General features: G+C 69.3%; 13 protein-coding genes. 10 read left to right on the top strand and 3 right to left on the bottom strand.

The annotated features are described in order from the left end of the window. Positions 1-6 precede the first annotated feature (6 nt). The gene (locus tag ON37_RS24520; RefSeq protein ID WP_040722651.1) at positions 7-1,356 is read right to left on the bottom strand and encodes a GlnX family signal transduction membrane protein; all 1,350 of its coding nucleotides are present in this window, start codon (positions 1,354-1,356) and stop codon (positions 7-9) included. Positions 1,357-1,519: 163 nt separating this feature from the next. On the opposite strand from ON37_RS24520, the gene ON37_RS24515 reads away from it, so the two are divergent. Beyond that, complete coding sequence (locus ON37_RS24515; RefSeq protein WP_040722650.1) at positions 1,520-2,182, top strand: NUDIX hydrolase; 663 nt, start codon at positions 1,520-1,522, stop codon at positions 2,180-2,182. A gap of 55 nt (positions 2,183-2,237) precedes the next feature. On the opposite strand, the gene thiE is transcribed toward ON37_RS24515, so the two are convergent. Further along, positions 2,238-2,942: a thiamine phosphate synthase gene (gene thiE / locus ON37_RS24510; protein ID WP_051031994.1), complete on the bottom strand. Its 705-nt coding sequence runs from the start codon at positions 2,940-2,942 to the stop codon at positions 2,238-2,240. A 143-nt stretch (positions 2,943-3,085) separates the two neighbouring features. Here thiE and thiO point away from each other — a divergent pair, with 143 nt between their 5' ends. From thiO to ON37_RS32590, 6 genes are all read left to right on the top strand, one after another. Continuing rightward, complete coding sequence (gene thiO, locus ON37_RS24505; protein WP_040722649.1) at positions 3,086-4,192, top strand: glycine oxidase ThiO; 1,107 nt, start codon at positions 3,086-3,088, stop codon at positions 4,190-4,192. After that, positions 4,189-4,425 carry a sulfur carrier protein ThiS gene (thiS, locus tag ON37_RS24500; protein ID WP_051031993.1) on the top strand — a complete coding sequence of 79 codons (237 nt, stop codon included), beginning with the start codon at positions 4,189-4,191 and terminating at the stop codon, positions 4,423-4,425. Before thiO ends, thiS begins: the two co-directional genes overlap by 4 nt. 4 nt (positions 4,426-4,429) lie before the next feature. Then, entirely contained in the window at positions 4,430-5,188 is a 759-nt protein-coding gene (locus ON37_RS24495) for a thiazole synthase (protein WP_281004698.1), read from the top strand. 150 nt (positions 5,189-5,338) lie between these two features. Further along, complete coding sequence (locus ON37_RS24490) at positions 5,339-6,271, top strand: ABC transporter ATP-binding protein (RefSeq protein WP_040722685.1); 933 nt, start codon at positions 5,339-5,341, stop codon at positions 6,269-6,271. After that, positions 6,271-7,032: an ABC transporter permease gene (locus ON37_RS24485; protein WP_040722646.1), complete on the top strand. Its 762-nt coding sequence runs from the start codon at positions 6,271-6,273 to the stop codon at positions 7,030-7,032. Before ON37_RS24490 ends, ON37_RS24485 begins: the two co-directional genes overlap by 1 nt. A gap of 639 nt (positions 7,033-7,671) precedes the next feature. After that, positions 7,672-8,436 carry an adenylate/guanylate cyclase domain-containing protein gene (locus ON37_RS32590; protein ID WP_085997384.1) on the top strand — a complete coding sequence of 255 codons (765 nt, stop codon included), beginning with the start codon at positions 7,672-7,674 and terminating at the stop codon, positions 8,434-8,436. A 25-nt stretch (positions 8,437-8,461) separates the two neighbouring features. Here ON37_RS32590 and ON37_RS33580 read toward each other — a convergent pair whose 3' ends face one another. Further along, a complete protein-coding gene (locus tag ON37_RS33580; RefSeq protein ID WP_168441265.1) occupies positions 8,462-8,614 on the bottom strand; it encodes a CG2302 family histidine operon protein in 153 nt (50 codons plus the stop codon). Between the two features lie 239 nt (positions 8,615-8,853). Here ON37_RS33580 and ON37_RS24470 point away from each other — a divergent pair, with 239 nt between their 5' ends. Genes ON37_RS24470 through ON37_RS24460 form a run of 3 tightly spaced genes read left to right on the top strand, consistent with a single transcriptional unit; the run spans position 8,854 to position 13,318 of the window. After that, on the top strand, positions 8,854-10,569 hold the full coding sequence (locus ON37_RS24470) for an acyclic terpene utilization AtuA family protein (RefSeq protein WP_040722643.1): 1,716 nt from the start codon (positions 8,854-8,856) through the stop codon (positions 10,567-10,569). After that, complete coding sequence (locus tag ON37_RS24465; protein WP_040722642.1) at positions 10,566-11,717, top strand: acyl-CoA dehydrogenase family protein; 1,152 nt, start codon at positions 10,566-10,568, stop codon at positions 11,715-11,717. Before ON37_RS24470 ends, ON37_RS24465 begins: the two co-directional genes overlap by 4 nt. Next, a complete protein-coding gene (locus tag ON37_RS24460) occupies positions 11,714-13,318 on the top strand; it encodes an acyl-CoA carboxylase subunit beta (protein ID WP_040722641.1) in 1,605 nt (534 codons plus the stop codon). The genes ON37_RS24465 and ON37_RS24460 overlap by 4 nt, the downstream gene beginning before the upstream one ends. Positions 13,319-13,322 lie beyond the last annotated feature (4 nt).

Raw genomic sequence — 13,322 nt, 5'->3', positions numbered from 1 at the left:
TCCCCCTCATCGGTACTCCCGCAGGCGTGGCCACAGACCCGCCACCACCGCCACCGCGGCGAGCGCGGCCAGCGTGAGCGCGCCGGGCGCCAGGAAATCCAAGGCGCGCGCGGCATCGGAGATGTTGCCGCGCAAGGTGTTTCGCGTGCTGTCGATGCCGGCGGCGAGGGCGCCGTCCAAGGTGTCGACCGCGGCGCTGGCCTGGGCCGGATCCGGGCCGATCGCCACCGCCGAGGCCGCCGGGAAATCGCCGCGGCCCAGCGCCTCGTTCATCCGCTGATGTGCCGAGCGCCAACGACCCAGTGCCGCATGGGCATTGCGCACCTCATCGGAACCCGGTGCGCTGCCGGGATATTCGCTGAGCAGGCGGTCCAGCCGTGTGGTGGCGGTATCGAAGGTGTGATCGTAGTCGCCGCTGGCGTCGCGGCGCACCAGTTTCAGCGTCTCCGCGGCGCGGGCCTGCTGGGCGAGGATGCGGCTCTCGGTCAGTTCCGCGCCGGGCACCGCCCCGTCGTCGCGGCCCGAGGTGGTCGAGATGGCCGAGACCGAGCCGGCGATCACGGTCCAGGCCAACAGGATCAGCAGCACACCCGAGGCGGCCAGCAGTCCGGGATTGAGCACCCGATGCCAGCGCCGAGCCAGATAGAACTGGGCCGCCACCAGTGCGGCCAGCGCCAGGACCGGCAGCGCGATCGCCGCCCAGGGCGGACGCACATGCTCGCGCTGCGTCGCGGCGATCGCGGCGGAGCGATGTTCCTGCAGCTCCTGCGCCTTCGGCAGCATGGTGGTCTGCATCAGATTCGACGCCTCGCTGAGGTAGGCGGCGCCGACCGGATGTCCCTCCCGATTGTTCGCACGGGCGGTTTCGATCAATCCGCTGTAGACCGGGAGTTGGGTGGCGACGCCGGTGCGGAGCCGGGTGTCGGCGTCGGGCGCCGACGCCGCGGACGTCGCGGTGCTGTCGGATTGGGCGACCAGTTCCGCCGCGGCCTCGCCGATCGCCTGGTCGTAGCGGTCGCGCACCGGCTTGGGTTCCAGCCCGCCGGAGATGAAGGCGGTACCGGCGGCGGCGTCGGCCACCGACAGCGAGGTGTACAGGTGCTGCGCGGAATTGGCGTCCGGCTCCGCCTCGTCGAGCAGATAGTCCAGGGCGTGCTGGCGATGACCGACCTCGCCGGAGGTCACCGCTCCGGCGAGCAGGCACAGACCGAGCAGGAGCAGGCCGAGCGCGATCAGCCGGGCCGGGGAGGAGCGCGCGAAGGCGCGGACCTCGGTTGCGTCGAGCCGGCTGCGAACGGCGGCGGCCGCGGCGCGCGGGGACAGCTCGTCGAGCTGGGCGCGCCCGATTCGAGCCATGTCCACCTCCGTTCGATCGCCGGGTTGCAGTGTGCGGACTGAGCTTATTGTGGTCGTACCGGTACCGCCGGATATGTGTCGATCGCGATCGGGTCGATCACGACGCGGGTACCGAGCAGTCGGTGGGTAACGGGACATCGACGTGGAGTGGACGAGGCGGAGCATGCGCGGTGACGGAGACGGGTTCTTGGAAAGCCCCGATGGGACGCGGCAGTGGGGATTGTTCGGGGCCGCGGGCCTGCTGCTGCGCGCGCCGCGACAGGGCGGCGGCGCGTTGGTGCTGTTGCAGCATCGGGCGCCGTGGAGCCACCAGGGCGGAACCTGGGCGCTGCCCGGCGGCGCGCGTGACAGTCATGAGACCAGCGTGCACGCCGCCGTGCGAGAGGCGCAGGAAGAAGCCGGAATTGCCCCGGACGCGGTCCGCGTGCGCGGCAGCCGGGTGACCAGTACCGCGGCCAGCGGCTGGACCTACACGACGGTCGTCGCCGATGTGTCCGAAACCTTGCCGACCACCGCGAATCGGGAAAGCGCCGCGCTGGCGTGGGTTCCCGAGGAGGAGGTCGACGACCGCCCGCTGCACCCCGGTTTCGCGGCCGCCTGGCCCGCCCTGCGGGCGGTGCCGGCGCGCGTCGATCTGGACGGGATCGCCGAGGCCGCCGCGGTCGCCGCGGTACTGCCGCGCACGGTCGACCTGGCCGATCGCGGTTTCGTCTGGCTGGACGCGCTGTCGGCGGCCGCGCCGACCGCGCGAATCAGCCGGTACGACAAGGATGTCGAGGCCGACGACAGCCTGCTGGTGCTGACCTTGGATCAAGTGCTGAGCTGACCGTCGATCGGTCCTGCTCGTCATATCGTCTCTCCGGCCGGATGGATCGCCGCGCTCAGTTCGCGGCGTTCTCCAGCAGTCGCTGTTTCAGTTCCCGGGCAGCGGCCTGGGGATCGCGCGCCGCGGTGATCGCGCGGACCACCACGACCCGGGTCGCTCCCGCAGCGAGCACCTCGGGCAGGCGTTCGCTGTCGATCCCGCCGATCGCGAACCAGGGCCGGGTCGGATGAGAATCCGCGGTCGAGCGGACCAGGTCGATACCCGCGGCCGTGCGGCCCGGTTTGGTCGGTGTACTCCACACCGGTCCGGTGCAGAAGTAGTCGATGTTCTCGTCGACGATCGCCAGCCCCGCCTGATTGCGATTGTGGGTGGAGCGGCCGATCACCACATCGGGCCCGACGATCCGCCGCGCGTACCAGGGCGGCAGATCGCCCTGGCCCAGATGCAGCACGTCGGCGCCGGCGGCCAGCGCGATATCGGCCCGATCGTTGACCGCGACCAGGGCGCCGTGCCGGCGCGCGGCGGCCTTCAGTTCCGCCAGCGCGCCGAGTTCGGCACCCGCTTCCAGCGGCCCGAACTTCGCCTCCCCGGCCGAACCCTTGTCACGAAGCTGAATGATGTCGACACCGCCGGACAGCGCCGCCTCGGCGAATGCGGCCAGATCGCCGGTATCCCGCCGGGCGTCGGTGCACAGGTAGAGCCGGGCCGACGCCAGGCGTTCGCGCGGTGCGATCGGACGTTGCGGATGGGACGGTTGCACGCCCTCGACCGTAGCCGCGCTACCGTGGAGAGGCGAAACATGAGGGCATTCCCGCAGCGATGGCGGCCGCGCGGGAACGCCGCCCCGGGCGTGGCGGTATCGAAGGCGGTACCTGCGGATCCGGGACCGAGCGAGGTGGAGTGATGCGAAGTCTGGCCGTCGTGGGTGGGGGAGTCGTCGGCCTGGCGGTGGCCTGGCGTGCCGCCGAGCAGGGCTGGTCGGTGACGATCATCGATCCGGCGGTGGGCTCGGGTGCGTCCTGGGTGGCCGGCGGGATGCTGGCACCGCTGTCGGAGGGCTGGCCGGGTGAGGACGACCTGCTCGAATTCGGTGCGGCCTCGTTGCGGCGCTGGCCCGAGTTCGGCGCCGGACTGCGGGCGGCGACCGGGGTGGACGTCTTCGTCGCCGACCGGACCCTGACCCTGGCGCTGGACGGTGCCGATGCCGCCGATCTGCGCACCATCGCCGATTTCTGCGGCGTCCACGGCTATCCGATGCGGGTACTGAATCGCGCGGAGGTTCGCGCCGCCGAGTCCGGGGTGTCGCGCACGGTCCGGGCCGGTTTGCTGGCCGCCGAGGAACCGGCGGTGGACAACCGGCTGCTGGTCCAGGCCTTGCGCACGGCCTGTGAAAAGGCCGGTGTGCACATCCGTGCGGAATCGGTGAGCACTGTGGATGAACTGGATCAGGACCGGATCGTGCTCGCCGCCGGTTCGGCCAGCGCCCGGTTGTGGGATGTGCCGGTGCGGCCGGTGAAGGGCGAAATCCTGCGGTTGCGTCGGCGTCCGGGGACGCCCCCGCCGCCGCGCCATGTGATCCGCGCCCGCGTATACGGCCGCCCGATCTATCTCGTGCCGCGTGCCGATGGTCTGGTGGTCGGCGCCACCCAGTACGAGGCGGGGTTCGACACCACGGTCACCGTCGCGGGCGTCCGCGATCTGATCGCCGATGCCGAGGCGATCTGGCCGGCGCTCGGCGAATACGAGCTGGCCGAGGCCGCCGCCGGTGCCCGTCCCAGCACGCCGGACAACCTGCCGCTGATCGGCCGGCTGACCGAGCGCGTCGTGGCCGCGACCGGGCACGGCCGCAACGGCATCCTCGGGGTGCCGCTCACCGTGGACGCGGTGGCGGCGCTGTTGGCCGGGGACGAGTTGCCGGAGGCGAAGGCCGCCGATCCACGACGTTTCACCGCGACCGCGACCCCCGGCGCGGGCGGCGGTAACGCACCCATATCAGGAGGTAATCAGTGACAGCTCAACCGAGTTCCGCATCGGCCTCGATTCCGATCGGTGTCACGGTGAACGGCACCGAGCACGAATTCCGTGCGCCGCTGACCGTGCGCCAGCTGCTCGAACGGCTGGAGCTGCCGTGCCGCGGTGTGGCGCTGGCGGTCGACGGCGCGCTGTTCCCGAAGTCGCGGTGGGACGAACCGGTGGGCCGCGGCTGGGAGATCGAGGTGCTGACGGCGGTGCAGGGTGGCTGACCCGGTGGCGGTGGAACCGCTGCGTATCGCCGGCCGGGAGTTCGGTTCCCGGCTGATCATGGGTACCGGTGGCGCGGAGAACCTCGCGGTGCTGGAGGAGGCGTTGGTCGCGTCGGGCACCGAATTGACCACGGTGGCCATGCGCCGCGTCGATGCGGCCGGTGGAACCGGGGTGCTGGACCTGCTCAAACGGCTCGACATCGCGCCGTTGCCCAATACCGCCGGCTGCCGGACCGCGGCGGAGGCGGTCCTCACCGCGCAGTTGGCGCGGGATGCGCTGGAAACCGATTGGGTCAAACTCGAGGTCATCGCCGACGAACGCACCCTGTTGCCGGATGCCATCGAATTGGTTTCCGCCGCAGAGCAATTGGTGGACGACGGCTTCGTGGTGCTGCCGTACACGACGGACGACCCGGTGCTGGCCCGGCGCCTGGAGGATGCCGGCTGTGCGGCGGTGATGCCGCTGGGCGCCCCGATCGGCACCGGCCTGGGGATCGGCAATCCACACAATATCGAGATGATCGTCGAGGCGGCCGGCGTTCCCGTCGTCCTCGACGCGGGGATCGGCACCGCCAGCGATGCCGCCCTCGCGATGGAGTTGGGTTGTTCGGCCGTGCTGCTGGCCACCGCGGTCACCCGCGCACGACAGCCGGCGCGGATGGCGGCCGCCATGGCCGCCGCGGTGCAGGCGGGCTATCTGGCCCGGCACGCCGGACGGATCCCCAAGCGGTTCTGGGCCCAGGCCTCCTCGCCGGCGCTGTGACCGCGCCGTCCCCGCAACCCTGATCCGCGGTGGTCGGCCGGTCGGGGACGGCACCGGAATCCCTCGGGGTGCCGGTCATCCTCGAGGATGATCGGACTCGCGACCTGTGAGCGATGGTCGCCCGGCGCGTTCTCGGGAAGACTGGGGCCCATGATCGAATGCAGAGGCCTTACCAAGCGCTTCGGTAGCACCGTCGCGGTCGAGGACCTGTCGTTCACCGTCACTCCCGGCAAGGTGACCGGGTTCCTCGGGCCGAACGGCGCCGGAAAGTCGACGACCATGCGGATGATCCTGGGCCTGGACCGGCCGACCGCGGGTACGGCCCATATCCAGGGCAAGCGCTATCAGGACCTGAATCAGCCGCTGCGGACCGTGGGCGCTCTGCTGGACGCCAAATGGGTGCATCCGAATCGTTCGGCACGCTCACATCTGCGCTGGATGGCGGCGGCCAACGATATTCCGGCCGGTCGCGTCGAAGAGGTACTGCACCTCGTCGGGCTGACCGAGGTCGCCAACAAGAAGGCGGGCGGCTTCTCGCTCGGTATGTCACAGCGGCTCGGCCTCGCCGGGGCGCTGCTCGGTGACCCGCCGGTCCTGCTGTTCGACGAACCGGTCAACGGGCTCGATCCCGAGGGCATTCTGTGGATCCGGCGCTTCATGCAGCGTTTGGCCGCCGAGGGGCGGACGGTGCTGGTGTCGAGCCACCTGCTCTCGGAGATGGCGCAGACCGCCGATCATCTGGTCGTCATCGGCCGGGGCCGGCTGATCGCCGATACCGACACCAAGGATTTCATCGCCAAATCGTCGGAATCGACCGTGCGCGTGCGCAGTCCGCAGCTGGACGAACTGCGCAGCCTGCTCACCTCGAACGGGCTGACCGTCCGGGAGGACGAGGGTCCCGCCCTCGTGGTCGTGGGCGAGACGAGCGATGCCGTCGGCAAATTGGCCGGCGCAAACGGCATCACGTTGTATGAGCTTGCGCCGCAACAGGCTTCGCTCGAGGAGGCGTTCATGCGGATGACCGGCGGTGCGGTGCAGTACCACGGTGAGGGAATCGAGCAGGTCATGGGAGGTGCGCTGTAATGGGTGTCGTCGCCGCGGAGCGGATCAAACTCACCTCCACCCGGTCGCCCTGGTGGTGTTCGGCGATCGTGGTCGCCCTGGGCCTGGGACTGGCGGCGCTGATCGCCGCGGTGTCGCGGGCGAGCGTGGGCAAGGAGAACGAAACCCTGCTGACCACGGCCGGGGCCATGGTCGGGGTGTCCGGATTCGGCGTGATGGTCCTGATGATCATGGCCACCCTCACCGTGACCAGCGAATACCGCTTCGGCATCATCCGGACCACGTTCCAGGCCACGCCCAACCGGTCCCGGGTGCTCGTGACGAAGGCCCTGCTGACCGGCGCGTACGCCGCGGTGCTGACCTTCGTCCTGGGCCTGCTGGCCTATCTGATCGCCAAAGCGCTGGCGGGCGATGCCGGTAGGCAGATGAGCCTCAGCTCCGACGCCGATTGGCGGGCGCTCTACGGTCTGGCGATCTACGCCTTCCTGGCCGTGGTGTTGTCGGTCGGGGTCGGTGCGCTGGTGCGGCAGTCCGCTGCGGCGATCTCGTTGATCGTGTTGTGGCCCTTGCTGATCGAGACGCTGCTGGGTAGCTTCGGTAGCTTCGGCCGCAATGTGCAGCCGTTCCTGCCCTTCGCCAACATCAACCGGTTCCTCGGTGAGGACACCGCCTCGGCGGCGCACTGGCACTGGGGACCGTGGGGTGGACTGATCTACTTCATCGTCTTCACCGCGATCGTGTTCGGCGCCGCAGTGGTGGTCACCAACAGCCGCGACGCCTGAGCGAAGAACGGTGATACCTACCCGCTCCCGGGCACTTACCCTCGCACAGCCCGGGACGGGAGGGCGGTCCTGTCGGGGGACTGCTATCCCGGTCGCATCCATCACTGCCCGGTGGATGTGACGACCGCCGGCCCGATGCACAGCGTCCCAACCTGTGCATCGGGCCGGTGTGCTGTGTGCAAAGCCTTGGTTAACTGGGCCGCTGGACCTTCCGGGCGGAAAGGTCGATCGGTAATATCGGCCGCGCAACCAACACGTTATCCATCGGCGGACCCAGCGCTGTGCCCGCTCCGTCCGATAGAGAGGTGGCAGGTGGCGATCATTGGCTACGCTCGGGATGTGAGCGAAAGACCTTCCGGCGACGGCGAAAACGCGTCGGGCACAGGCGGTCCCGACCGGGCGGCGAAGCGGACCGGCGGTTCCCGTTCGCGGCGCAACGGCGCCGCCGGCCGCCGTGGTCGATCCGAATCCGAAACCGATGCCGACAAGCTGGGAAATGCCGAGGTCACCGGCGGTGGTGTGGATGCCGGCGGGACGGATCCCGATGTGGATATCGTGATTCCGCTCACTCCCGCCGATCTGTCCGGCGCCAAATTTCGTGCGATCGGCCGGCGCCGGACCGGTCAGCTGTCCGCTCTGATGGCCGCGGCGAATCAGCGCGCCGACCTCATCGGCGTCATCCGCAAGGCGCGCGAGAATCTGCCGGGCGATCCCGCGTTCGGTGACCCGCTGTCGCTGTCCGGGCCCGGCGGCGCCCGTGCGGTGGCGCGTGCCGCCGACAAGATCGTGGGGGACAATCCCAGCGCGGCCAAGGAACTCGGCCTGGGTGCCCTGCAGGTGTGGCAGGCGATGCTGGAGCGCGTCGGCCGCGGCAAGGGCAGCGAGGAGGTGACCGTGCTGTTCACCGACCTCGTCTCGTTCTCCCGCTGGTCGCTGTCGGCCGGTGACGAGGCGACGTTGGAACTGTTGCGTCGAGTGGCCCGGGCGATCGAACCGCCGATCGTCGACCGCGGCGGTCAGGTGGTCAAGCGGATGGGTGACGGCGTGATGGCGGTCTTCGCCTCCCCGGACAGCGCGGTCCGCGCGATTCTGACCGCCAAGAAGAATCTCGCCGCCGTCGAGGTGGCGGGCTACACGCCGCGTATGCGGGCCGGCCTGCACACCGGGACGCCGCGCGAGATCGGCGGTGACTGGCTCGGCGTGGACGTCACCATCGCCGCGCGGGTGATGGAGGCCGGTGGGAACGGCAACACGATGATTTCCGAGACGACGCTCGAGGCACTGGAACCGGCCACCTTGAAGGAACTCGAGGTCACGGCCAAGCCCTATCGGCGCAGTATGTTCGCGGCACCCCTCAACGGCGTGCCCGAAGGAATGCGGATATTCCGGCTGACGGGCGACTAGGCACGATCAGTTCGCCGGGTTCGAGTCACCACCAGGCAACCGCGCCGACCACGGCGAGGACCGCGCAGACGCCCAGCATCGCCGACAGCACCCGCGAGTTCTTCCACATGGTGAAGGCGCCGCCGACCAGGAATCCGGCCAGCGCGAGCAGGACTACGACGATCACGGAATTGGACACCCAGCCATCTTGCCCGGTGGCGTGCGGGTGGTGCACGTCGGCCGGTCCCGGCGCGGTGCGCGCGGCTCAGCGTCGATACGGGCATCGAGGTGCGTCGTGGCTGCGGCGCGCCGCCGTGACCTGCCCTTCCGGCAATTAACAAGCACGCAGGCTTGATTTTTTCGGACCTCGATGTGACGCTGAGAGCCGACGCAGCGAGCCGCTGCGGCAGGCACGTCGTAGGAGGAGGCGCCGCGCAGATGACGAGTCTGGGCGCCGATCCGGAGCTGCTCCGGATCGGCAACTGTTCCGGTTTCTACGGTGACCGGTTGAGCGCGATGCGCGAGATGCTCGAGGGCGGGCAACTCGACGTGCTCACCGGTGACTATCTCGCCGAACTGACCATGCTGATTCTCGGCCGCGACCGGATGAAGGATCCGAACCTCGGCTACGCCAAAACTTTCGTCCGGCAGCTCGAGGACTGCCTCGGCCTGGCACTGGACCACGGGGTGCGGATCGTCGCGAACGCCGGCGGGCTCAACCCGGCCGGCTTGGCGCAGCGCGTCCGCGAGGTGGCCGAAAAACTGGGTCTCGACCCGAAGATCGCCTATGTCGAGGGGGACGATCTGCTGCCGCGCGCCCAGGAGCTCGGGCTGGGCGCACCGCTCACCGCGAATGCGTATCTGGGCGGCTGGGGTATCGCGGAGGCGCTGACCGCCGGCGCCGATATCGTCGTCACCGGCCGAGTCACCGACGCCTCCGTGGTCGTCGGCCCCGCGGCCGCGCACTTCGGTTGGGCCCGAACCGATTTCGACGCCCTCGCCGGTGCGGTGGTGGCCGGTCACGTGATCGAATGCGGCACTCAGGCCACCGGCGGGAACTTCGCCTTCTTCACCGAGATCGAGAATCTCGATCGGCCGGGCTTCCCGATCGCCGAGGTCCGCCGCGACGGCAGTTCCGTCATCACCAAACATGCGAACACCGGGGGCGCGGTCACCGTCGACACCGTCGAGGCGCAGCTCATGTACGAGATCCAGAGCGCCCGCTACGCCGGACCCGATGTGACGGCCCGCCTGGACACCATCCGGCTCGCCGCCGACGGCCCCGACCGTGTCCTGATCAGCGGCGTGACCGGTGAGGCGCCGCCGCCGCAACTCAAGGTTTCGCTGAACACCCTCGGCGGTTTCCGCAACGAGATGACCTTCGTGCTGACCGGACTCGATATCGACGCCAAAGCCGCTCTGGCGCAACGGCAGTTGGAGAGCTGGCTGCCGGTGCGCCCGGCCGAACTCGACTGGTCGCTGTCGCGGCTGGACCGGCCCGACGCCGAGACCGAGGAACAGGCCAGCGCGCTGTTGCGCTGTGTGGTGCGCGACCCCGACCCCGAGAAGGTCGGCCGCGCATTCTCCAGTGTCGCGGTGGAATTGGCCCTGGCGAGCTACCCCGGCTTCACCATGACCACACCGCCCGGCAACGGCTCGCCCTACGGTGTGTACACCGCGGGCTACGTCGACGCCGGCGAAGTGGCGCACACCGCGGTCCTGCCCGACGGCTCCCGGGTCGCGATCGCGCCGCCCGCGCAGACCCTGGAGTTGGCGGAGGTCGCCGAGCCGGAGCTGCCGCCACCGCTACCGAAGTCCGAAACCCGCCGTGTCCCACTGGGTTCCATCGCCCTGGCCCGCAGCGGCGACAAGGGCGGCAACGCCAATATCGGCGTCTGGGTGCGCACCGACGAACAGTGGCGCTGGCTGGTGCACGCGCTGACCGTCGACGAGTTGAAGGCGCTGCTGCCCGAGACCGCGAAACTCACCGTCACCCGGCACGTGCTGCCGAATCTGCGCGCGGTCAACTTCATCGTCGAGGGTCTGCTCGGCCTCGGCGTCGCCTATCAGGCCCGATTCGATCCGCAAGCCAAGGGACTCGGCGAATGGCTGCGGTCCCGACACATCGATATACCCGTGGAGTTGCTACCGTGACCAGTGTCTGGGAGACGCCCGAGCGGCGTGAATTGCGCGCCACCGTCCGGGCTTTCGCCGAGCGCGAAGTCCTGCCGTATCTGGACGAGTGGGAGCGCGCCGGCGAGATCCCGCGTGAGCTGCACAAGAAGGCCGGGGCGCTGGGTCTGCTCGGCATCCAGTTCCCGGAGTCGGTCGGCGGCGCCGGCGGCAACGGGATCGACGCCGCCATCGTGGCCGAGGAGATGCATTACGCGGGCTGCTCCGGTGGCCTGTTCGCCTCGCTGTTCACCTGCGGGATCGCGGTGCCGCACATGGTGGCCTCCGGCAACCGGGAACTGATCGAGAAGTGGGTCGCGCCGACCCTGGCGGGCGAGAAGATCGGCTCGCTGGCCATCACCGAACCCGGCGGCGGTTCCGATGTCGGGCACCTCACCACCAGCGCGGCGCGCGACGGTGACGACTACGTGGTCAACGGCTCGAAGACCTTCATCACCTCCGGCGTGCGCGCGGACTACGTGGTGACCGCCGTGCGCACGGGCGGTCCCGGCGCTTCCGGCGTTTCGCTGCTGCTGGTCGAGAAGGACCGGCCCGGCTTCACGGTGAGCCGCAAGCTGGAGAAGATGGGCTGGCTGGCCTCCGACACCGCCGAGCTGTCGTATGTCGATGTACGCGTGCCGGTGTCGAATCTGGTGGGCGCCGAGAACACCGGCTTCGCTCAGATCGCCCAGGCCTTCGTCAGCGAGCGGGTGGGCCTGGCGGTGCAGGCCTACGGACACGCTCAGCGCTGCCTGGACCTGACCCTGCAGTGGTGTCGCGACCGCGAAACCTTCGGCCGCCCGCTCATCAGCCGGCAGGCCGTGCAGAACACACTGTCGGAGATGGCTCGTCGCATCGACGTCGCCCGGGTGTACACCCGGCACGTCGCCGAACGCGCCGCCGAGGGGGAGACCGATCTGATCGCCGAGGTCTGCTTCGCCAAGAACACCGCGGTCGAGACCGCGGAATGGGTTGCCCACCAAGCCGTTCAGCTGTTCGGCGGCCTCGGCTACATGCGTGAATCCGAAGTCGAGCGACACTACCGCGATGTCCGTATCCTCGGCATCGGCGGTGGTACCAACGAAATCCTGACCAGTCTCGCGGCCAAGCGATTGGGGTACCAATCTTGAGCACTCTCCGTACGACCATCGATCCGAATTCGGCGGACTATCGCGCCGCCGCCGAGGCCATGACCGAGAAATTGGCCGAGGTGGAGGCGGAATACGCCAAGAACATCGCGGGCGGCGGCCCGGACAAGATGGCCCGGCACCGCAGGCGCGGCAAGCTGACCGCGCGCGAACGCATCGAACTGCTCATCGACGAGGATTCGCCGTTCCTGGAGCTGGCCCCGCTGGCCGCCTGGGGCAGCGAATTCCACGTGGGTGCCTCGGTGATCGCGGGTATCGGCATCGTCGAGGGGGTCGAATGCATGATCGTCGCCCCGGATCCGACCGTGCGCGGCGGCACCTCGAATCCCTGGACCCTGCGCAAGAACCTGCGCATGAACGATATCGCGCTGGAGAACCGGCTCCCGGTGATCGGTCTGGTGGAATCCGGCGGCGCCGATCTGCCGACGCAGAAGGAGGTGTTCGTCCCGGGCGGGCGGATGTTCCGTGACCTCACCCGCCTGTCCGCGGCCGGAATCCCCACCATCGCTCTGGTTTTCGGCAACTCCACCGCGGGTGGTGCCTATATCCCCGGTATGTCGGACTACACGGTCATGATCAAGGAGCGCTCCAAGGTATTCCTCGGCGGACCGCCCCTGGTCAAGATGGCCACCGGCGAGGAGTCCGACGACGAATCGCTCGGCGGCGCCGAAATGCACGCGCGCACCTCGGGTTTGGCCGATTACCTGGCCGCCGACGAACAGGACGCCATCCGGATCGGCCGCTCCATCGTCCGGCGGTTGAACTGGAAGAAGGCCGGGCCCGCCCCGCGCCCGCGCGCCGAGGTCATCGAGCCGCTCTACGACCCCGAGGAACTGCTCGGCATCGTGCCCACCGATCTGAAGATCCCTTTCGACCCGCGCGAGGTCATCGCCCGGGTGGTGGACGGCTCCGATTTCGACGAGTTCAAACCGCTCTACGGCTCCAGCCTGGTCACGGGCTGGGCGGAGTTGCACGGCTATCCGGTCGGCATTCTCGCCAATGCCCGCGGTGTGCTGTTCTCCGAGGAGGCGCAGAAGGCCGCGCAGTTCATCCAGCTGGCCAACCAGTCGAACACCCCGCTGCTGTTCCTGCACAACACCACCGGCTACATGGTGGGTAAGGAATACGAGCAGAAGGGCATCATCAAACACGGTGCGATGATGATCAACGCGGTCTCGAATTCGAAGGTGCCGCACATCTCGCTGCTGATGGGCGCCTCCTACGGCGCGGGCCACTACGGCATGTGCGGCCGGGCCTACGACCCGCGCTTCGTGTTCGCCTGGCCCAGTGCGAAATCCGCCGTCATGGGTGGGGCGCAGCTGGCCGGCGTGATCTCCATCGTGGGCCGGGCCGCCGCCGAGGCGCGCGGCCAGGCGTTCGACGAAGAAGCCGACGCCGGGATGCGGGCGATGATCGAGGCCCAGATCGAGGCCGAATCGCTGCCGATGTTCATGTCGGGGCGCCTCTACGACGACGGCGTCATCGACCCCCGCGACACCCGCACGGTATTGGGAATGGCCTTGTCGGCCATCCACAATGCCCCGATCAAGGGCGCCGAGGGCTTCGGCGTCTTCCGGATGTGAGGGC

Origin of the sequence: Nocardia veterana NBRC 100344 (assembly GCF_000308855.1) — a bacterium.
Taxonomy (GTDB): Bacteria; Actinomycetota; Actinomycetes; order Mycobacteriales; family Mycobacteriaceae; genus Nocardia; species Nocardia veterana.
This window is presented reverse-complemented; position numbering and strand designations above follow the sequence as displayed.

What these genes read in the sequence shown, in the direction of transcription:
- ON37_RS24520 (WP_040722651.1), bottom strand. Translation starts at nt 1,356, where the DNA reads ATGGCTCGAATCGGGCGCGCCCAGCTCGACGAGCTGTCCCCGCGCGCC.
- ON37_RS24515 (WP_040722650.1), top strand. Translation starts at nt 1,520, where the DNA reads ATGCGCGGTGACGGAGACGGGTTCTTGGAAAGCCCCGATGGGACGCGG.
- thiO (WP_040722649.1), top strand. Translation starts at nt 3,086, where the DNA reads ATGCGAAGTCTGGCCGTCGTGGGTGGGGGAGTCGTCGGCCTGGCGGTG.
- ON37_RS24490 (WP_040722685.1), top strand. Translation starts at nt 5,339, where the DNA reads ATGATCGAATGCAGAGGCCTTACCAAGCGCTTCGGTAGCACCGTCGCG.
- ON37_RS24485 (WP_040722646.1), top strand. Translation starts at nt 6,271, where the DNA reads ATGGGTGTCGTCGCCGCGGAGCGGATCAAACTCACCTCCACCCGGTCG.
- ON37_RS32590 (WP_085997384.1), top strand. Translation starts at nt 7,672, where the DNA reads ATGGCCGCGGCGAATCAGCGCGCCGACCTCATCGGCGTCATCCGCAAG.
- ON37_RS24470 (WP_040722643.1), top strand. Translation starts at nt 8,854, where the DNA reads ATGACGAGTCTGGGCGCCGATCCGGAGCTGCTCCGGATCGGCAACTGT.